This window comes from Methylophilus flavus (assembly GCF_042678905.1).
GTDB lineage: Bacteria > Pseudomonadota > Gammaproteobacteria > Burkholderiales > Methylophilaceae > Methylophilus > Methylophilus flavus.
On the sequence record NZ_JBHTLN010000001.1, the window covers coordinates 1,706,402 to 1,726,852 of the forward strand.

Here is a 20,451-nt window from a genome sequence, read left to right on the forward strand (position 1 = left end):
CAAACAGGTGGTCACGCTGATGCAACTGGTGATTGTGACCGGCTTATCCGGCTCGGGTAAAACGATTGCGCTGCGGGTGTTTGAAGACAGCGGTTATTACTGTATAGACAATTTGCCTGCCACCTTGTTGCCGCATATACAGAACCATGTGGCTGACCAGAACTCGGCCAAAGTGGCGGTCAGCATCGATAGCCGCAGTATTGCGATCGAGTCGCTGCCCGATATCCTGCAAACACTGAAAACCCAGGGCATAGAATTCCACTTGCTATACCTGGATGCCAACAATGAAACGCTGGTCAAACGTTTTTCTGAAACCCGGCGCAAACATCCGCTGAGCACGCCCAGCCAGGCACTGGCAGAGAGTATCACTCACGAGCGCGATTTGCTGTCTGGCCTGAGCAACATCGGCCACCATGTGGATACCAGCAACCTTTCATCCAATGTCTTGCGTAACCACACCCGCGACTGGATGCTGCAAATCGAGCAAGGTTTCCAGGAAGTACGCCCGCACAACCTGGTGTTATCTTTTATTTCGTTTGGCTTTAAACACGGGATTCCGCTCGACGCCGACTTTGTGTTTGACGTGCGCAGCCTGCCCAACCCGCATTACGACCTGATTTTGCGCCCTTACAATGGCAAGCAGGCGCCGATACAGCAATTTCTGCAAAATGAACCCATGGTGCTTGAAATGCAGCATGATATTCAGCACTATATAGAAAAATGGCTACCAAGCTTTTATCACGACCATCGCAGTTATGTCACGGTTGGCATCGGCTGCACAGGGGGGCAACACCGTTCCGTCTATCTGGTGGAACAATTGGGGGCATATTTCAAGCAACTGCATCAGGTCATGATCCGTCATCGGGAATTGCAGGATGTAGCAGTGGTGGTATCCCCTTAAATCACAGACTCTGAAAGTAAAACTATGATTGGTGTTTTGATTATTGCGCATGGCAGTTTCGGCCAAAGCCTGATCGACTGCGCAACCCATGTCATGGGGAATCGCCCGGCACAATTGGATTATCTGGAAATATCCAATCACGACGACCCCGCCCTGATATTGCCCAAAGCCGAAGCACTGGTGAAAACCCTGGACAGCGGCCAGGGCGTACTGGTGCTATCGGATATCTATGGCGCGACCCCGTGCAATATCGTGACCAGGTTGCTGACACCGGATGCCACTGAAGGCGTGGCAGGCGTCAACCTGCCCATGCTGGTGCGCGTGCTCAACTACCGTCACGAAGGCCTGCATGCCTGCATAGACAAAGCCTTGAGCGGTGGCCGCGAAGGGGTAGTCCATTTCACCAAAACAACTTGTCACCACACACAATAACTTCAAGACTTTATGGCCAAAATTTCCCTAGAAATCATCAACAAGCTCGGCCTGCATGCGCGCGCCTCAACCAAACTCACCCAGACCGCCAGCCAGTTTAAGAGCGAAGTCTGGATAGAAAAAAACGGCCGCCGCGTCAATGCCAAAAGCATCATGGGTGTGATGATGCTGGCAGCCGCCAAAGGCAGCATTGTTGACATCGAGGCCAGCGGCGCAGACGAAGACCAGGCGATTGCCGCCTTGCAAACGCTGATCAATAATTATTTTGGCGAGGGTGAATAATTGACCAGCTTCAGCATGCACGGCGTGGGGGTTTCCAGTGGCATCGCCATTGGACATGCCCACCTGATCTCCCATGCCTTGATGGAGGTGGTCCACTTCAAAATACCTGCTTCCGCCATTGCTGAAGAAATTGTTCGCTTTGAGCGCGCAATCGACATCGTCAAGAAAAACCTGGAACAAATCAGACAGCAATTGCCTGCCAGCGCGCCTGCCGAGCTGAGTGCATTTATCAACACCCATCTGGCGATGCTGAGCGACAAGGCGCTTTCCGAAGCCCCTAAAGTCATTATCCAGAACGAGCGATGTAATGCCGAGTGGGCGCTCAAGCAGCAAATGGACGATATCGTCGCCCAGTTTGAGGCGATTGAAGACCCTTATTTGCGGGAACGCAAACACGATGTGGTACAAGTCGTAGAGCGCGTGATCAAGGTATTGCTTGGCCGTGACCAGCTGGATGCCAGTGAAAAGAAACAGCAGGCCAAACAGGAACGCGCCATGATCCTGGTCGCGCACGACGTCTCCCCTGCCGATGCCATTCAGTTCAAGCATCACCAGTTTGCCGCATTTATCACTGATGTCGGCGGCATTACTTCGCATACCGCTATCCTGGCACGTAGCCTGAATATTCCTTCTATTGTCGCTTTGCAACGCGCCCGTGATCTGATCAACGATGGCGAGCTGATGATCGTCGACGGCACCCAGGGCGTGGTGATTGTGAATCCCGATCCGGAAGTGCTGTCCGAGTACCAGCTTAAGCAAAACCAGTGGCAACTGGCGCAGCAAAAACTGCAACGCATCAAAACCACCAAAGCAGTGACAGTAGATGGTGTTGCGATAGATCTTTACGCCAACATTGAAGTACCGGAAGATGTGGTCAGCGCCAAGGCTTCTGGTGCCGTGGGCGTAGGCTTGTACCGTACCGAATTCCTGTTTATGAATCGCAGTGAAATGCCGGGCGAGCAGGAACAGTTTGAAGCCTATAAACATGTTGCGGAAGCCATGAAAGGCTATCCGGTGACTATACGTACGCTGGATATCGGCGCCGATAAACAATTGCATTCTGATGAAATCGTCACCGCCACCAACCCGGCACTGGGCTTGCGTGCGGTACGTTATTGCCTGTCAGAACCACATATTTTTCATACCCAGTTCCGGGCCTTGTTGCGGGCTTCGCACTACGGCAAAGTCAAAATCCTGATTCCCATGCTTTCTACCCTGGCCGAATTACGCCAGACCAAACTGCTGCTGCAGCGCGCCAAAGATTCATTGCGTCAGCAGAATATCCCGTTTGATGAGCAGATCACCCTGGGGGGCATGATTGAAATTCCGGCAGCCGCGATCAATGCCGAGGCATTCGCGCAGGAGCTGGATTTCATGTCGATAGGCACCAACGACCTGATCCAGTACACACTGGCGATTGACCGTGCAGATGATACGGTGGCGCACCTGTACAACCCGTTGCACCCGGCTGTTCTGAAGCTGATCCATCTCACCATACAGGCCGCGGAAAAATACGGCAAACCGGTTTCGGTCTGTGGCGAGATGGCGGGTGACATCAAGCTGACGCGCTTGCTGGTTGGACTGGGTATGCGGCAATTATCCATGCACCCTTCGCAGATACTCAGTGTGAAATCACAGATCCTGCAATGTGAGGAAGCGGTATTATCCAGGCAAGCGAAAAAGATCCTGTCACTGAGTGACCTGGAGAAAATAGAGCCGCTGGTGAAAAAATTCAATGGCGAGTTTGCCTGATTACGGTTCAGGCTTTACCAAACAGCTTGATTTAGCAAAACTCATCACCATCATCAAAATATACAATCACCCAACCGTGAACATTTGGCCAATAATAACCATCTGATCATTAGCGATATTGCATTCATCAAAGGACATGTTGTGAGCACCAATCCATTACTCAGTTTTAGCGGCCTGCCAAAATTCAACGAGATACAGCCTGAGCATGTTTCTCCGGCGATTGACCAGCTCATCAGCGAAGGTCGCGCCCTGGTTGAACAATTGGCGACTTCCACTGAACAGGCCAGCTGGAAAAACTTTGTCCAGCCGATTGAAGATTTCTCTGAAAAGCTATCACGCAGCTGGGGGCCGGTCGGGCACATGAATGCCGTGGTGAATACGCCAGAACTGCGTGAAGCCTACAACGACAACCTGGCTAAACTGACTGATTTTTACAGTGATCTATCCCAGGATGAGCGTTTGTACAACAAATACAAAGCCATCCAGTCCAGTGCCGAATTCGCGCAGCTGAGCCCGGCACAAAAGAAGATCATTGAGAATGAAGTGCGTGGTTTCAAGCTCGGCGGCGCCGAGTTGCCTGCTGCAGAAAAAGCACGCTTCAAGGAGATCGCCGAACAGCTTTCCAAATCCGGCAGCAAGTTTGAAGAAAATATCCTTGATAACACCAATGACTTCAAACACATCGTTGAAGATGCCTCCGAATTGACTGGATTGCCTGAAGATGCGTTGCAGGCCGCTGCTGAAGCCGCCAAAGCAGAAGGTAAAACGGGCTACCTGTTCACCCTGCATTTTCCATCCTACATGCCGGTCATGCAATATTGCGACAACCGTGCACTACGCGAAACCTTGTATCGCGCCTACGCCACACGTGCTTCTGAATTCAGCAAGCCCGAATGGGATAACACACCACTGATTGCCGACTTGCTGAGGCTCAAACAGGAAGAAGCACAGCTATTAGGCTTTCAAAACTATGCCGAATTATCACTGGCCACCAAAATGGCCGATGCACCGCAGCAAGTGACTGATTTCCTGGATACGCTGGCAAAACGCGCCAAGCCTTATGCCGAGAAAGATATGGCCGAGCTGAAAGCGTATGCCGCTAAACTGGGCTTTAGCGAGATGCAAGCCTGGGATGTTGGCTATGTCAGTGAAAAGCTGCGTGAAGAGAAATATGCGTTCTCTGACCAGGAAGTAAAACAGTATTTCCCTGAAGATAAAGTCAAAGCAGGCCTGTTCAAAGTGGTAGAAACCATCTTTGGCGTACAAGTACGCCAGGTGGATGCGCCGCTATGGCACAAAGACGCGAGCTTTTATGAAATCAGCGACCAGAACCGCCAGCCCATCGCCTATTTCTACCTGGATTTATATGCGCGTAACGGCAAACGTGGCGGCGCCTGGATGGACGAATGCATCACCCGCCGTAAAACTGCCAATGGCATTGAACTGCCTGTCGCTTACCTGACCTGCAATTTTTCAGCGCCGGTGTCCGGCAAACCTGCCCTCTTCACGCATGACGAAGTGATTACCTTGTTCCATGAATTTGGGCACGGCTTGCACCACATGCTGACGCAGGTGGATGAATACAGTGTCTCAGGCATCAAAGGCGTGGAATGGGATGCCGTGGAATTGCCCAGCCAGTTTATGGAAAACTTCTGCTGGGAATGGGATGTGTTGCGCCATATGACTGCGCATGTGGATACCGGCGAACAACTGCCACGCGCGCTTTTCGACAAAATGGTCGCTGCCAAAAACTTCCAGGCTGGCATGCAAACGGTGCGCCAGATTGAATTTTCCCTGTTTGATATGCGCCTGCACAGCAGTTTTGACCCGGATAGCAAACAAACAGCGCTGGACATCCTGGAACAAGTACGCGACGAAGTAGCGGTGTTGCGCCCGCCAAAATGGAACCGCTTTCCGAATAGCTTCAGCCATATTTTTGCCGGTGGCTATTCCGCAGGCTACTACAGCTATAAATGGGCAGAAGTATTATCTGCCGATGCTTACAGCCTGTTTGAAGAGCTGGGGGTACTGTCAGCAGAAGCCGGCAGCCGCTTCAAAAATGAAGTACTGGCCCAGGGTGGTTCACGTCCGGCAATGGAATCGTTTGTTGCCTTCCGTGGCCGCGAACCTAGCCTGGATGCTTTGCTCAGGCATAATGGCATGGCAAGTTAATTGCTTGAAATAAAAGCCAAGTGAACACGACTTGGCTTTTTTACTGCTTAAATCCAGGCTTTATATACTCACTATAAGGATAAAAATATGTCTCGCTTAACTACGCTTATTTTTTCTAAGCTTATTTTTTCTACGCTTGTTTTTCTTGGCCTGCTAATTCCTGTGCTGGCATTCGCCGCCAAAGAAGAGGCTGATGATATCCACGCCAAAACAGCTGATGGCGATGAAGTGGTGTTACACGCCAATGGTTATTGGGAGTTTAAAGATGCCAAGAAAGCCGAAGTCGCCAAAGAGAAAGTAGAGCAATTTGAACGTAGCAATGGATGCCCTCTGGGCATGCGCCCAAGCTTTTTAGGTGTAGGGCGCTGTATTGCGTTTGATGACCCTATTCTACGTCGCGGTTCGTTGAAACCTCGCTGATTTCTTTTTGCTTGCGCTATCTTCTGGCGCAATCCGGCACTAAAACAGGGCACGCTCATGTGCCCTGTTTATTTTTTGCGGCCTGCTTCTGGTTCAAATCGCCGGTTTCATACCTTTCAGCAGCCTTTTTGCACTGTGCTCTGCATATGCAACAATAGGTACAAGCCTTGCTTAATAGGGATCAAGAGCATAACCTGATAGCGCCCATGAATACTTTATCCCGTTTTAATTCATTCCAGTTCGCCCGCCATGGCGACAAACAAAACTCGGCTTTTTTTGAGGAGTATCTGCAAAAACTGCTGGAGGAGCGTGACCGGGTCGGATTGACTGACCTGATCCAGGAGATCGATGCGCTGATGATCACGGTAGACCCTGATCATTCGATTCAATATATTGCAGAATTATCGCTGATGACGTCTTACCACTACCTGGTGACGCTGGAGAGCGAACAGCACTGGACACATGTGCTGCGCATAGACCTGGATTCACCGGATTTGCTGATCCGTGAGGTCAAAGACCCGAACTTCCGTGGCATTTTCCGTTCATTGAATGAAATTTACCCGGTGGGTGCTCGCAAGCCGAATAGTCGTTATATGGGCGAAATTATCCGCGTGACCAACATGCATGAGGTGGTCAAATTGCAGGAAGACCGCGAGTTCCGCTTCTTCACCCGTGATGAGGTGCGCAAAATGGAGCTTCCGGATAATGTCGCCATCAGTAAACCTTCGCCATATACGCATAATATTGTCGGCTATATGCAGCGGCAGCCTGGTGAATTACGCGTATATGCACTGGGGACCAGCACCATACGCCCTGATGTCCAGGCCGCTTATGATGCGGCCAAAAACCAGCAGGCCAGACTGCGCATAGATGATTTGATTTTGCCGGTCGACCACCTGGCGACCCGTGTCTACAGCCAGAACCGGGAAGTGGCTATCCTCGAATACTTATCCTGGTCCAGCTATTATTTCTGGGGCGCTTACAATATCTGGGATCAGAACTCCTCTACCAATGTGACCAAGAGCGTGCATGGCCTGGCCGAAACCAAGAGCCCGGCCAAAGTGTTCACTGCCAACAATACCCCCTACTTCGTCAACCATTTGGGCAAACTGGCCTCCCCTACCGAAACCTTTGTACGTAACTACGGCCCACGGCTGCACCATGTGGCGTTGTCAGTCAAAGACGGCATGCGCGATGGCATGGAAAACATTGAATTTGTCGTCGATGCCATCGCCGCACAGGGTAAAGGCTTTTTGCTGGATGTGATTGGCTCCAAGGAAGAAGGGCTGAAACAGATTTTTTCCAATGCCTCGGAACATTCGTCACTGATCATCGAATATGTACAACGTTATGATGGCTTTGATGGTTTCTTTACCCGCGATAATGTCGCCAAGCTCACTGCGGCTGCAGGGGTAGAAGAAGGCGTACTGGAGGCGCAGGCTAAACTGAGTCAGGGTTCAGGCATTAAGTAATCATCAGCGATTATTGGGAGGGTCAGGCGATGCTGATTTATACTATCGGCAATCATCCCTATCTGTCGCGAATATTTTATGCAACATGACTTCTGGCACCAACGCTGGCAAAACCAGCAAATCGGCTTTCACCTGGATGCGGTGAATCCGCTATTAGCGGCGCATTTTCAGGCGCTTGACTTGCAAGCTGGCCAGCGCGTTTTCATTCCTTTATGCGGCAAAACGCTTGATATCCACTGGCTCCTGTCTAAAGGTATACATGTGTCCGGTGCTGAGCTCAGCCAGTTAGCGGTGGATACTTTATTCACTGAATTGGGTGTTACGCCTAGCATTACCCAACGCGGTTCGCTGCGACACTACAGCGCCGAGCATATTGATATTTTCCAGGGTGATTTCTTTGACCTGGATAAAGCATTACTAGGTAAAGTAAATGCCATTTATGACCGTGCAGCACTGATTGCGCTTCCACCGGAGATGCGGATTCGTTATAGCCAGCATCTGATCAACCTCACCAACGGCGCACCTCAATTGTTGATCAGCTTTCACTACGATCAATCGCTGGCAGAAGGCCCGCCATTCAATGTCAGTGCCGAGGAAGTGACAGCGCACTATGCACAAGCCTATGACATAAACCTACTGGCAGATGAAATCCTGCCAACCGGTTTAAAAGGGAAGTTTCCGGCGCAAGAGAAACTGTGGCTTTTAAGCCCGCTTAAATAACACAGCCTGCCAGCGACTGGTGGTTGTCCAGCCAGTGCTGCAAACTCTCTACCACCTGATGTGCATTGCTGCGCACCAGCTCACTTGGCTGCCTTAAATCCGGCACCACTACTACGCGCAGCCCTGCTGCAATCGCGGCCTGCGCGCCTAATTCGCTGTCTTCAAACGCAATGCATTCATCAGCCTGCAAGCCCAACTTTTGCAACGCCAACAGATAAATATCCGGGTTGGGTTTTCCTCTAGTGACTTCCTGGCCGCTGGTGACATGGCTGAAGTAATCCAGCACGCTGGTATGCGTTAAACGGTGGGTAATATGCGGCGTTGGCGATGATGAGGCCACACTGCAGATAATGCCTTGTTTCTGGTAATACTTTAATAACTCAAGCGCACCGGACTTTAGCGGAAACACATGGTTGCAGGCGTCCAGATAGGTGTTCAGTCCCTGCATCACGTGCTGGAAGTTTTCTTCGCTACCCAGTTGCTGGGTCATTAAACGGGTCGAATCCGCCCATACACGGCCAACCAGCTCTACATATTCAGCCTGTGTGTAAGTAATGCCTATGGTTGCGGCTGCCTGGATACACCCTTGCATAATAATGCGTTCGGAATCGATCAGCAGACCGTCCATGTCAAAAATTGCAGCTTTAATCACGTAGCAGTCTCAGCACATCAGAAAAAGGTAGACAGCTATTTTAACGCGATTGACCACCTGGCCTGTCAGCAATAAGAAAAAACATAGCTAGCAACAATTTGTTTTTTCATATCTCAGCATTGGAAAAGCCAATGCCAAACAGCGGCGGATAGTGAATGGGAAAAGGGATACTTAAGTCAGCGCATATTCCAGAGGCGTGACTGTCACACTGACATCCAGCTGCTGCTTTCCGCCACCCAGTACCACGCCGCGCATGGGGGAAACATCGCCAAAGTCGCGACCCCACGCCACGGTGATGTGTTCGTGCTGGACCAGGCAATTATTGGTCGGGTCAAAATCTACCCAGCCATATACCGGACAATACACAGACACCCAGGCATGCGAAGCATCCGCACCCACCAGGCGTGGCTTTCCTGCAGGCGGATGCGTCAGTATGTATCCACTCACATAGCGGCAAGCCAGCCCCAATGAACGCATAGCGCCTATCATCAAATGGGCGAAATCCTGGCAAACGCCACGCTTTCCTTTAAGCACATCATCCAGCGGCGTGGCGACATCTGTCGCCTGCGGATCGAATTCGAATTCCTGGTAGATCTGTTGCGTCAGTGCCATGGCCGCTTCCAGTAATGGTCGTTGCGCGGTAAAACAGTGAAGAGCAAAGTTCGCCAGCGCCTCACTGCTTTTTACTTTCCCTGTGGAATACAGATAGCGCGTCGCCTCGATATGCCCGGTACCTTGCGACTGCAACATGGTTTGCACTTGCTCCCAGGTCGGGCTATTGGTGAATGCCGCCATGGTCGGGCGTGGCAATACATCGGCCTGGAAACGCGAGGTCACTTGCAATGACTGGTGCGGAATCAGCAGGGTCACGTAGTCACTATGGTTACCAAAAAAGTCCAGGCGGCGCGATTGCTCAGCCGGTTGCGGCTCGCATACCAGGGTGCAGGAAACACTCTGCTGATAAGGCGTTTCGCGCGGCATCATATGCAATAACTGCTGCGACTGGATCACAGGAATATCATAGTTGTAGAGGGTGCGATGTTCGACTTGATAGCGCATGTGAGAACTTAAACTCTTTCTTAGTAACCAGGCGTCGCATGCGGGCTGGTGTAACTGAAAAAGCGCAAACTCAGCCGGTCTGATAAAGACTGTGTGACGTTGTAAGTGCGATTCAGCCAGTCAGACAGGGTAAGGTTTCCCGCATGAAAACACTGGTCTGCATCCAGTTGCAGCAAGGCCTGCCAGCAATCCCTGAGCTCAACGGTAATGCCGCCAGCGTTATCCTGTGCGTCCATTTCTTCCAGGTATTTCAGCAATCCCTTGATCTGAAAAACAATAGCGTTAGGGTTGCTTTCATCCATCAATAATAAATCGAGCACCGGCAACCATTCCGGTTGCGCAGCATAACGGGCACGGTAGGTCACCAGGTTATTGGTCACCTGCAACAACCACTCCAGATTACTTTGCACCGGCATGGCCAGAGCGCGGCTAAGCAGCACACACATAAACTGCAGGCGCTCAATGCGTCGACCCAGTGACATAAAACGCCAGCCAAGGTCGCGCGTCATCCAGTCCATGGCAAAGCCGGTCAAGGTCACAAAATGATTGATTGCCAGCTCAATCGACGCCATCGCATCTTGCAGGGTCGGCTGCTGGTGACGGGTAATGAACTGGCGTGACAGCATATTTACCGTGCGCCAGTGATCATTGGAAATACGCTCACGCAGATTAAATGCTTGCTGGAACAATTGCTGCACGCTGGTGGCCAGACTGGCAGACTGTTGCGAGAACACCGCCTGTATCAGCAAAGGCGCAATATCCTCATCTGTCCAATACTGTAGGGGTGCCACCGCTTGCTCGTCTTTGGCTGTCGGCAATAAATCAAACCACTGGCACAAGCCTTGCATGGTGGGCCACTCGCCAGCACGTGTGTCCGGAGTGTATTCGACCAAGGCGCGTATGGTGGCACGCAACATGATTGCTTTTTGCAGATAGCGTACACAATAGCGGCCATACCAGAACAGATTCTCCACCATGCGGCTGGAAAGATAAGTATTCTCGCGCACCAGGTCGTGGCTGGAATTGGTTTTGCGCAATAGACTGACCGGCCGCTGGTTGTCATGCGACAACACCCAGGTATCCTTGCTGGTTCCACCACGCTGCATGGTGACTTCACGCGCATCTTTACCGCTGGCCACACGTGCCAGACCGCCAGGCATGATGGCATAACCATTCGGCGTGGCAAATGCGTACACCCTTACACTGACTGCCAGCGAACTGATTTGTGGCTGCTGATGATTGACCAGCACCGGTGCATGCGAGATATCCAACTGTTCCTGTGCAATATAGTGATCGGGCTGCGCGCGCAGCCTGGCGATGAGTGCCTCTTTTTGCTCCGCGTTTAAATCTTCGCCAAATATTGGCGATGACCGCACCTGCGGATAAGCCGGATGAATCGCCAGGTAATCCAGGTTATTGACCACGTATTCAAGCGCGGCAGGCTCGCCACACCACCAGGTGGCAACAGAAGGCATGCGTAATTTTTCGCCTAATAGCGATTGGCAAAGATTAGGCAAAAAGCCTAGCAAAGCCCCTGATTGCAACAGGTTGGAACCCAGCGCGTTGGCAATCAGCACATTTCCCAGCCGCGCCACTTGCCCCAGGCCAGCCACGCCCAGCAGCGATTCGGCGTTCAGCTCCAGCGGATCACAATAGTCATCATCAATGCGGCGCAAGATCGCATGGATAGGTTTAAGCCCGGCCACCGTTTTTAACCAGACCACGCCATTGCGTACGGTCAGGTCGTTGCCCTGCACCAGTGGATAACCCAGGTAACCGGCAAGAAAGGATTGTTCATGATAAGTTTCGTTGTACGGCCCAGGCGTCAGGATCACCACCAATGGTGGTTCTCCGGCACTTAAGGCCGTGATTTCAGGCACGCTGAGCGCCTGGTTCTCCGCCACCCGATGCCCCCATTGCGCCAGGCTGTCACGCATGCTGGCAAAAAATCCGCTCAGGCGCTCTATATTCAGGTCGCGAAACAGTTCGGGGAAAGCACTGGAAATAATGGTGCGGTTTTCCAGCGCATAGCCTGCGCCGGTCGGCGCTTGCGTACGGTCAGAAACGACCCACCACTGGCCATTCGGCGCGCGTGCAATATCGGCAGCGTAGCTATGCAAGGCAATATTGTCGTAATGGGGAATACCGACACAGGTAGGTAAAAAGCCACTGTGTCCGTAAACCAGTGCTGGCGGCAGCTGTCCGCTTTCCAGTAACCGTTGTTCGCCATACACATCCAGAAGCACCTTGTTCAGCAAGGTGGCGCGTTGCGCGACCGAAGCGGCGATATGCTGCCATTCATCCTGCGCGATAATCAGCGGTAACACATCCAGGTCCCACGGCCGCTGCACGCCATGGGTATCGGCATAGACGTTATAGGTCACCCCATTATCACGTACCTGGCGCTGCACCGCCTCCAGCCGCTGGCGCATGGCGGTCGGCGCTTCTGACTCCAGCTGCGCAACCAGCGCCTGCCAGTGCGGACGCAATTGGCCATTGCTATCCAGTAACTCATTGTAGCGGTCAGAAAAATAAAGCTGGTTGAGCACTGGTTGCATGCTGATGATCTATATAAAAAACCCGTTGATTAAAGTGAAACGCATTCATTTAGTTACTCATCATAGAGGAGAAATGATCACAGCAGGTTCCTAACTAGCCTGCCAGCGCAGATCCAGTGTAAACGGAAAACGCGGATTAGGCGGTTCCTTGACAACGTCTATTTTGCCAGGCGTGTGTCCATGCGCCCAAAAACGGGCAAAACGTCTTGCTTCGGCTTCATTCGCATTCACCGGGAAAGTATCATAATTTCTGCCACCAGGATGCGACACATGGTAAGTACAACCTCCGAGTGACTGGCTGCTCCAGGTATCCACCAGGTCAAACACCAGCGGTGCCTGTACATCAATGGTCGGGTGCAGTGCAGACCATGGATGCCAGGCGCGGAAACGCAGGCCGGCGACATACTCGCCTGCCACCCCGGTGGATTGCAAAGGCAATGGCCGTCCGTTGCAGGTCACTGCATAGCGTCCTTCGGTCAGGCCGCGTACGCGTAATTGCATGCGTTCTACCGATGAATCGACATATCGCGCCGTACCGCCAGCCGAGACTTCTTCACCCAGTACGTTCCACGGTTCAATCGCCTGCCGCAATTCCATTTCAATACCGTGATAGGCAACCGTGCCATAGCGCGGAAAGCGGAATTCTATGAATGGATCAAACCAGCGCTGCTCAAAAGCGTAACCTGCTTCACGTAAATCATTCACCACATCGGCCATATCCTGTGCAACAAATTGCGGCAGCATCCAGCGGTCGTGCAGCTCGGTGCCCCAATGCACCAGTTTGCCGGTATATGGCGTTTTCCAGAAACGTGCCACCAGCGCACGGATCAGCAGGCTTTGCAGCAAACTCATCCTCGCGTGTGGCGGCATTTCAAACGCGCGAAATTCAACCAGCCCTAGCCTGCCGGTTGGTCCGTCGGGAGAGTACAGTTTATCAATAGAAAATTCGGACCGGTGCGTATTGCCGGTTAAATCGACCAGCAAGTGCCGTAGCAATCGGTCCACCAGCCAGGGCTGTTTGCTCTCTTTGCCGGAAGGCACGACTTTTTCCATTTGCTGGAAAGCAATGCCCAGCTCATACAAATTGTCATCGCGCGCTTCGTCCACGCGTGGTGCCTGGCTGGTCGGCCCGATAAACGTACCTGAAAAAAGATAAGACAGCGCCGGATGGTGTTGCCAGTAAGTGATCAGGCTGCGCAGGACATCAGGGCGGCGTAACAAAGGGCTATCCGCTGCGGTTTCGCCACCCAGTGTGACATGATTGCCCCCGCCAGTGCCTGTATGCCGGCCATCCAGCATGAATTTTTCGGTACCCAGCCGACACAGGCGCGCTTCTTCATACAGCATGCTGACATTCGTCACCAGTTCCTGCCAGGTTTTAGACGGATGAATATTCACTTCAATCACGCCAGGGTCAGGCGTCACACTTAATAGCCTGAGCCGGCTATCGCGTGGCGGTGTGTAGCCTTCCAGCCACAATTTGAGTTTTAAATCACTGGCGGTCTGCTCAATGGCATTGAGTAAATCCAGGTAGTCTTCGAGACGTGTGACCGGCGGCATAAACACATATAGCCTGCCCTTGCGCACTTGCACGCACAACGCAGTATGGATCACCTCACGTGCCGAGGGCTGGACTGTCTTATGCTTGAGGCGAACGATAGGGGCCTTGGCTTCGCCAAGTGCAGCAGTTTGCTCAAAGGGGTCAAGCGGGAAGTCAGGTTCAATATCAGCAGGCAGTTGCCAGGGCAGGGATGCCAATGGCAGGCGCAAACCCATAGGCGAATCGCCACCCAACAGATATAAGTGTTCGCGGCGCAACGGCCACTTACTGGTCAGCCACTCGCCGGCCTTGCGTTTTTCGTCCGGTTTAAGCGGCATGATAAAGCCAACGACGGAGCCCAGGCCCTGATTCAATAAGCGGGCGAGACGCTTGCGTTCAGCACTGTCTGTCAAATCCACTTGCAGCGGATCTACATTGTCCGGTATCTGCTGTTCTTGCAGGGTGAGCGCCAGCGCATCTTCATAGGCAGGAATCACACATGCCTGCGGAAAACCCAGCATATCAGCCAGGTGATTGGTAAATGCCTGCGCTTGCACCAGCGTGTAGCCATCATCAGCGCCTTCAGCGGAAAACAGGCTGGCATCGTGCCAGACCGGTTTGCCATCCGGACGCCAGTAGATATTAATTGCCCACCGCGGCAAGGCCTCACCTGGATACCACTTACCCTGCCCGTAATGAAAAAACCCGTTAGCGGCTACCTGTGATTTCAGGCGTAAGGCAAGCTTGCCAGCCAACTCACGCTTTTGGTCACCCAGTGCCAGTGTATTCCACTGCGCACCATCCATATCATCAATAGACACAAAGGTAGGTTCGCCGCCGTGGGTCAAACGCACATCCATCGCCAGCAATTGTTCGTCGACCTGATCACCCAGCTTGACGATGGCCTGCCAGTCCTGCTCGCTGTAAGGCTTGGTCACGCGCGGGTCTTCGTGAATACGCGTCACTGTCATTTCATGCCTGAAGGTGACTTCAGCCACATCGGTAAACCCCACCACCGGCGCGGCGGATGAAGGCAGTGCAGTACACGCCAGGGGAATATGGCCTTCTCCCGCCATCAGCCCTGATGTCGGGTCCAGCCCCACCCATCCGGCACCGGGAATGAATACCTCTGTCCAGGCATGCAGATCGGTAAAGTCCTGGTCGGTACCGCTAGGGCCGTCCAAGGCTTCGACATCAGCTTTGAGCTGGATCAGGTAGCCAGACACAAACCGTGCTGCCAGCCCAAGGTGACGCATGATCTGCACCAGTAACCAGGCAGTATCACGGCAAGAGCCTGTCAGTTTCTGCAGGGTTTCTTCCGGCGTTTGAATGCCTGGCTCCAGACGTACCGTATAACCGATATCGGTTTGCAGGCACTGGTTCACGCCCATCAGGAAATCGACGATGCCCATACCGGGTTTAATGACCTGGCTGCGAATTTTATTGATCAAGTTTTGCAGCAGAAACCCAACATTATCAGGCTGCAAATAGGCGGTCAGTTCAAACGCCTGCTGTTCGGTGTAATTAAATGGATATTGCTCGGCATATTTTTCAACAAAAAAATCAAACGGGTTGATCACGGTCATATCCGCCACCAAATCGACCGTAAAATCGAGTTCGCGCACCATTTCAGGGAACACGCAGCGTGCAATATAGTTGCCGTATGGATCTTGCTGCCAGTTGATAAAGTGCTTCTCGGGCGTGACTGTCAGCGAGTAAGCCAGCACCGGCGTCCGCGCATGTGCGGCAGGCTTCAGGCGGACTTCGTGAGGAGAAAGATTGACCAGGCGGTCAAAGGTATAACTGGTGCGGTGATGTAGTGCCACGCGAATTGCCACTGCGACCCCTTTTGGGAATGATTGTTTTAAGCAGTAGGATGCAGGAAATATGCCAGCTGCTCAGGTTTAACGCATGTGTAGCTGTATCACAAGATAATAAACCCAGGAAAACGATTTGCAGTGACTGATTGGCCATCTCAAATCATGACCGATCAGCACATGCCAGGCTTACTTTCCGCCTATCAGATTTTTAACGGCACCGACCACATCACCGGGTATCAGTACCAGCTTGCTATTATGCGATTCAGCGAGTTTTTGCAGCGATTGAATATACCGGTCGCCAAGCAAGAAAGTCGCTGAGGTGTCGTTTTCTTTCACGGCCTGCGCAATGAGTTTGATCGCCTCGGCAGAGGCGTTAGCGGCAACCAGTTGCGCCTCGGCATCTTTACGTGCACCTTCCAGACGTGCTTCAGCATTTAAAATCAGTGATTGCTTGGCACCTTCCGCTTCAGTCACCACCGCCACACGCTCACGCTCTGCCGCAGCCTGACGCTCCATGGCATCCTGCATATTTGATGATGGCTTGATATCCTGAATTTCCACACTCTTCACGGTCAGGCCCCAATCCAGTGCTTCGTCAGCAATGGCTTGTTTCAATTCAGCTTTAATGCGGTCCCGCGAAGTCAGCGCATGATTCAAATCCATGCCACCGATAATGGAGCGCAGATTTGTCTGCACCATATTGCGCATGGCTTCCCTGAAGTTTTCAATGCCATAGACAGCGCGTTCGATATTGGACACCTTCATAAATGCTACCGCATTGGCAAGGATGACCGCATTATCCCGGGTAATCACTTCCTGCTGAGGGATATCCAGAATGATGTCTTTGGTGGTGACCTTGTAACTGACCCTGCTTAAAATCGGGTTGATCACATGCAATCCCGGGCTGATAATCCCGGCAAACTTACCCAGGCGCTCAACCACCCACTCTTCGCCCTGCGGGACGATGCGCACGCCTTTAACAATGGCGATAATTGCCAGTATCAATAAGATAATGCTGATTTCCATGTGAACTCCTCTGTTTAATATACTGATGGGCTGCTCAATTGCGCATCCCGATGAATGACCGATTAATTAGCGTAGAAGTGTTAGGCCAGCGGTGCAACGCGTAAGCTGTTGCCTTCGACCGCGATGATGCTGGCAGGTTGATCAATAGCGATCTCCACATCCGCAACTGCTGTCCATTCCTTGCTCCCCATCACACCTTGGCTGAAACGGATTTTGCCTGGTTGCGCCGGACTCACTGTAGCAATGATCACGCCCTGGCGACCAATTTCCTCACCTTGCGCCTGCCCTACACGCGGTGTTGGATTACTTTTTTCACGTTTGCGCCAGATAAGCACTGCTAATACGGAAAAAATGGCATATACCACTATTTGCCATGCCGTACTGAATACTGGCAACGACCAGGAAAGCAATCCCATCACCAATGCCGCCATCCCTGGCCAAAGCAGATACAAAGTCCCGGATAGCATTTCCAGACACAGTAAAATCAGGCCCAGACCAAACCAAACCCACATGACATCCATGCCAAACACTCCCACTGAATCCACCAATGTTGAAGAATTAATTTTACATAGTAGCATTCTCTGCTGATTGCAGATATGACGCCCGCTGAATGTATTGATAAAGATTCACCTGCAGAATCTGCGGCAAAGGCTAGCGCCGCTATCAAAGCACAGACCGGCCTATGGTAAAATCAGGCGCATGACTACCCCTACACAAAATTCCACCCCCGCACGCGAACTCGCTAAATCGTTTGACCCGAAAACCATAGAAAGCCAGTGGTATGCCTTCTGGGAAAGCAAAGGCTTTTATGCCGCAGGCATGAACCCCGAAGTCAAAGACAATTTCTGCATATTGCTGCCACCCCCTAACGTCACCGGCACCCTGCACATGGGCCATGGTTTTAACCAGACCATCATGGATGCGCTGACCCGCTATCACCGCATGCGCGGCGACAATACCTTGTGGCAGCCAGGTACAGATCACGCCGGTATCGCTACGCAGATAGTGGTGGAGCGCCAGCTGGATGCGCAAGGCGTCAGCCGCCATGACCTGGGGCGCGAGAAATTCCTGGAAAAAGTCTGGGAGTGGAAAGAATATTCCGGCGGCACCATCACCCAGCAAATGCGCCGCCTGGGGACTTCACCTGACTGGAGCCGCGAGCGCTTCACCATGGATGCCGGCCTTAATAAAGTCGTGACTGAAACCTTTGTCCGCCTGTTCAATGAGGGCCTGATTTACCGTGGCAAACGCCTGGTGAACTGGGACGTGAAACTGGGCACTGCCGTGTCTGACCTGGAAGTGGTACAGGAAGAAGAAGACGGCTCCATGTGGCATATCAACTATCCGCTGGCAGATGGCTCAGGCCAGCTGACTGTCGCAACCACGCGTCCGGAAACGATGCTGGGAGATGTGGCTGTGATGGTGAACCCGGAAGATGAGCGTTATGCGCACCTGATTGGCAAAACAGTGACATTGCCGCTGTGTGACCGTGAAATCCCGGTGATTGCCGATGACTATGTAGATAAAGAGTTCGGTACTGGCGTAGTGAAAGTGACACCTGCACATGACTTCAATGACAATATGGTTGGCCAACGCCAGGGCCTGGACAAGATTATCATCCTGAACCTGCAAGGTTTCGTGCCGGAACAAGCTGAAGTGTATGCCGCCGATGGCAGTGCCAAAACAGCGATTACTTTACCCGCCAACCTGGCAGGCTTGGAGCGCTTTGCTGCGCGTAAGCAAGTGGTTGCCGACCTGGAGGCTGGCGGCTTCCTGGTGAAAGTTGAAAAACACAAATTGAAAGTACCGCGTGGTGACCGTACCAATGTGGTGATTGAGCCTATGCTTACCGACCAGTGGTTTGTGGCAATGAGCAAGCCGGGTGAGGATGGCAAGAGCATCACGGAAAAAGCGCTGGAAGTGGTCGCCAATGGCGAGATCAAGTTCTACCCGGAAAACTGGGTGAATACCTATAACCAGTGGCTGAACAATATCCAGGATTGGTGTATTTCACGCCAGCTGTGGTGGGGCCACCAGATCCCCGCCTGGTACAGCGATGATGGAAAAGTGTATGTCGCGCATGATGAAGCGGAAGCCAAAGCCATGGCGGCCAAAGATGGTTACAGCGGTGCTTTGACGCGTGACAATGATGTACTGGATACCTGGTATTCGTCTGCGCTGTGGCCGTTCTCGACCCTGGACTGGACCGGAGACGAAGCGGTTGACGCACAGAATCAGGCTTTACAGCAGTTCCTGCCCTCCTCCGTGCTGGTGACCGGTTTTGATATTATTTTCTTCTGGGTGGCGCGCATGGTGATGATGACCAAGCACATCACCGGCAAAATTCCGTTCAAGCACGTGTACGTGCACGGCCTCATCCGCGATGCGGAAGGCCAGAAGATGTCCAAGTCCAAGGGCAATGTGCTGGACCCGATAGACCTGATCGATGGCATAGACCTGGATTCGCTGGTGAAAAAGCGCACGACCGGCTTGATGAACCCGAAAGATGCAGAAAAAATCGAGAAGCGTACGCGCAAGGAGTTTCCTGAGGGCATTGCCGCCTATGGCACCGATGCACTCCGCTTTACCTTTGCCAGCCTGGCTTCACCGGGACGTGACATCAAATTCGACCTACAACGCTGCGAAGGTTACCGCAACTTCTGCAACAAACTGTGGAATGCCACCCGCTTTGTGCTGATGAACACTGAAGGCCAGGATAACGGCTTTGGCGCGGAAAGCTGTGACGATGGTGGCCGTAAATTCAGCCAGGCCGACCGCTGGATCGTCAGCCTGTTACAACGCACGGAAGCTGAAGTGGAACGTGCGTTTAATGATTACCGCTTTGACCTTGCGGCAAAGGCGATTTACGAGTTTGTCTGGGACCAGTATTGCGACTGGTACCTGGAAATCGCCAAGGTACAGATCCAGGGCGGCAGCGAAGCCGAGCAACGTGCGACCCGTCGTACCTTGTTGCGCGTGCTGGAAACCATCCTGCGCCTGGCCCACCCGATCATCCCGTTTGTGACCGAGGAAATCTGGCAGACCGTGGCACCGATGACCGAGCTCAAAGACAAGTCGCGCGGCACCGAAAGCATTATGCTACAGGCTTACCCGAAAGCTGATTTGGAAAAAATCGATGAAGAAGCCGAAGCCTGGGTGGCAACGCTGAAAACGGCGGTAGAAGCCTGCCGTAGCCTGCGTGGCGAGATGAGTATTTCGCCGGCGGCCAAAGTGCCATTGATCGCGGCCGGGGATGCCGCGCAACTGGCGGCATTTGCGCCTTACCTCAAGTCGCTCGCCAAGCTGGAAAATGTGGATATTGTGGCTGAGTTACCTGAGGCAGATGCACCGGTGATGCTGGCCGCTGATTTCCGCTTGATGCTGAAAGTGGAGATTGATGTTGCCGCCGAGAAAGAGCGTTTGGGCAAAGAGATTGCCAGACTGCAAGGGGAAATCACCAAGGCCAACAGCAAACTGGGCAACGAGAGTTTTGTCGCCCGCGCCCCGGCCGCGGTAGTTGAGCAGGAAAAAGCCAGGCTGGCCGAATTCAGTGCCAATCTGGAAAAATTACAGGCGCAACTCGCAAAGCTGAAGTAATTTCCTGATTAAAACGCTAATTGATCCCTAATGCCGTGGCCTGGAATT

15 protein-coding genes are annotated in these 20,451 nt (G+C 52.5%); 9 read left to right on the plus strand and 6 right to left on the minus strand.

Going from position 1 to position 20,451, the window contains the following annotated elements:
- The first annotated feature begins 19 nt into the window (after nt 1–19).
- From rapZ to tmpT, 8 genes are all read left to right on the plus strand, one after another.
- Nucleotides 20–901, plus strand: coding sequence for an RNase adapter RapZ (gene rapZ, locus ACFQ2T_RS08425; protein ID WP_379033055.1), 882 nt, complete (start codon nt 20–22; stop codon nt 899–901).
- 24 nt (nt 902–925) lie between these two features.
- Nucleotides 926–1,333 (plus strand): PTS sugar transporter subunit IIA, encoded by a 408-nt coding sequence (locus ACFQ2T_RS08430; RefSeq protein WP_379033058.1) that lies wholly within the window; start codon nt 926–928, stop codon nt 1,331–1,333.
- 12 nt (nt 1,334–1,345) lie between these two features.
- A complete protein-coding gene (locus ACFQ2T_RS08435; protein WP_379033061.1) occupies nt 1,346–1,615 on the plus strand; it encodes an HPr family phosphocarrier protein in 270 nt (89 codons plus the stop codon).
- A complete protein-coding gene (gene ptsP / locus ACFQ2T_RS08440) occupies nt 1,616–3,367 on the plus strand; it encodes a phosphoenolpyruvate--protein phosphotransferase (protein ID WP_379033063.1) in 1,752 nt (583 codons plus the stop codon).
- A 141-nt stretch (nt 3,368–3,508) separates the two neighbouring features.
- A complete protein-coding gene (locus ACFQ2T_RS08445; protein ID WP_379033065.1) occupies nt 3,509–5,539 on the plus strand; it encodes a M3 family metallopeptidase in 2,031 nt (676 codons plus the stop codon).
- Nucleotides 5,540–5,626: 87 nt separating this feature from the next.
- Nucleotides 5,627–5,959, plus strand: coding sequence for a hypothetical protein (locus tag ACFQ2T_RS08450; protein WP_379033068.1), 333 nt, complete (start codon nt 5,627–5,629; stop codon nt 5,957–5,959).
- A gap of 206 nt (nt 5,960–6,165) precedes the next feature.
- The gene (locus tag ACFQ2T_RS08455) at nt 6,166–7,431 is read left to right on the plus strand and encodes a hypothetical protein (protein ID WP_379033071.1); all 1,266 of its coding nucleotides are present in this window, start codon (nt 6,166–6,168) and stop codon (nt 7,429–7,431) included.
- 78 nt (nt 7,432–7,509) lie between these two features.
- Nucleotides 7,510–8,151, plus strand: a complete 642-nt coding sequence (tmpT, locus tag ACFQ2T_RS08460) for a thiopurine S-methyltransferase (protein ID WP_379033074.1) — start codon at nt 7,510–7,512, stop codon at nt 8,149–8,151.
- Here the strand turns inward: tmpT and ACFQ2T_RS08465 are convergent.
- From ACFQ2T_RS08465 to ACFQ2T_RS08490, 6 genes are all read right to left on the minus strand, one after another.
- Entirely contained in the window at nt 8,144–8,803 is a 660-nt protein-coding gene (locus ACFQ2T_RS08465) for an HAD family hydrolase (RefSeq protein ID WP_379033077.1), read from the minus strand. The genes tmpT and ACFQ2T_RS08465 overlap by 8 nt on opposite strands.
- A gap of 171 nt (nt 8,804–8,974) precedes the next feature.
- On the minus strand, nt 8,975–9,862 hold the full coding sequence (locus ACFQ2T_RS08470; protein ID WP_379033080.1) for a transglutaminase family protein: 888 nt from the start codon (nt 9,860–9,862) through the stop codon (nt 8,975–8,977).
- 20 nt (nt 9,863–9,882) lie between these two features.
- Nucleotides 9,883–12,420 carry a circularly permuted type 2 ATP-grasp protein gene (locus ACFQ2T_RS08475; protein WP_379033083.1) on the minus strand — a complete coding sequence of 846 codons (2,538 nt, stop codon included), beginning with the start codon at nt 12,418–12,420 and terminating at the stop codon, nt 9,883–9,885.
- A gap of 90 nt (nt 12,421–12,510) precedes the next feature.
- A complete protein-coding gene (locus ACFQ2T_RS08480; RefSeq protein ID WP_379033086.1) occupies nt 12,511–15,798 on the minus strand; it encodes a transglutaminase family protein in 3,288 nt (1,095 codons plus the stop codon).
- Between the two features lie 168 nt (nt 15,799–15,966).
- Nucleotides 15,967–16,806, minus strand: a complete 840-nt coding sequence (locus tag ACFQ2T_RS08485; RefSeq protein WP_379033089.1) for an SPFH domain-containing protein — start codon at nt 16,804–16,806, stop codon at nt 15,967–15,969.
- 80 nt (nt 16,807–16,886) lie between these two features.
- Nucleotides 16,887–17,327, minus strand: coding sequence for an NfeD family protein (locus ACFQ2T_RS08490; protein ID WP_379033092.1), 441 nt, complete (start codon nt 17,325–17,327; stop codon nt 16,887–16,889).
- Nucleotides 17,328–17,505: 178 nt separating this feature from the next.
- Between ACFQ2T_RS08490 and ACFQ2T_RS08495 the strand changes: the two genes are divergently transcribed.
- Nucleotides 17,506–20,403, plus strand: coding sequence for a valine--tRNA ligase (locus ACFQ2T_RS08495; protein WP_379033095.1), 2,898 nt, complete (start codon nt 17,506–17,508; stop codon nt 20,401–20,403).
- Nucleotides 20,404–20,451: the final 48 nt, after the last annotated feature.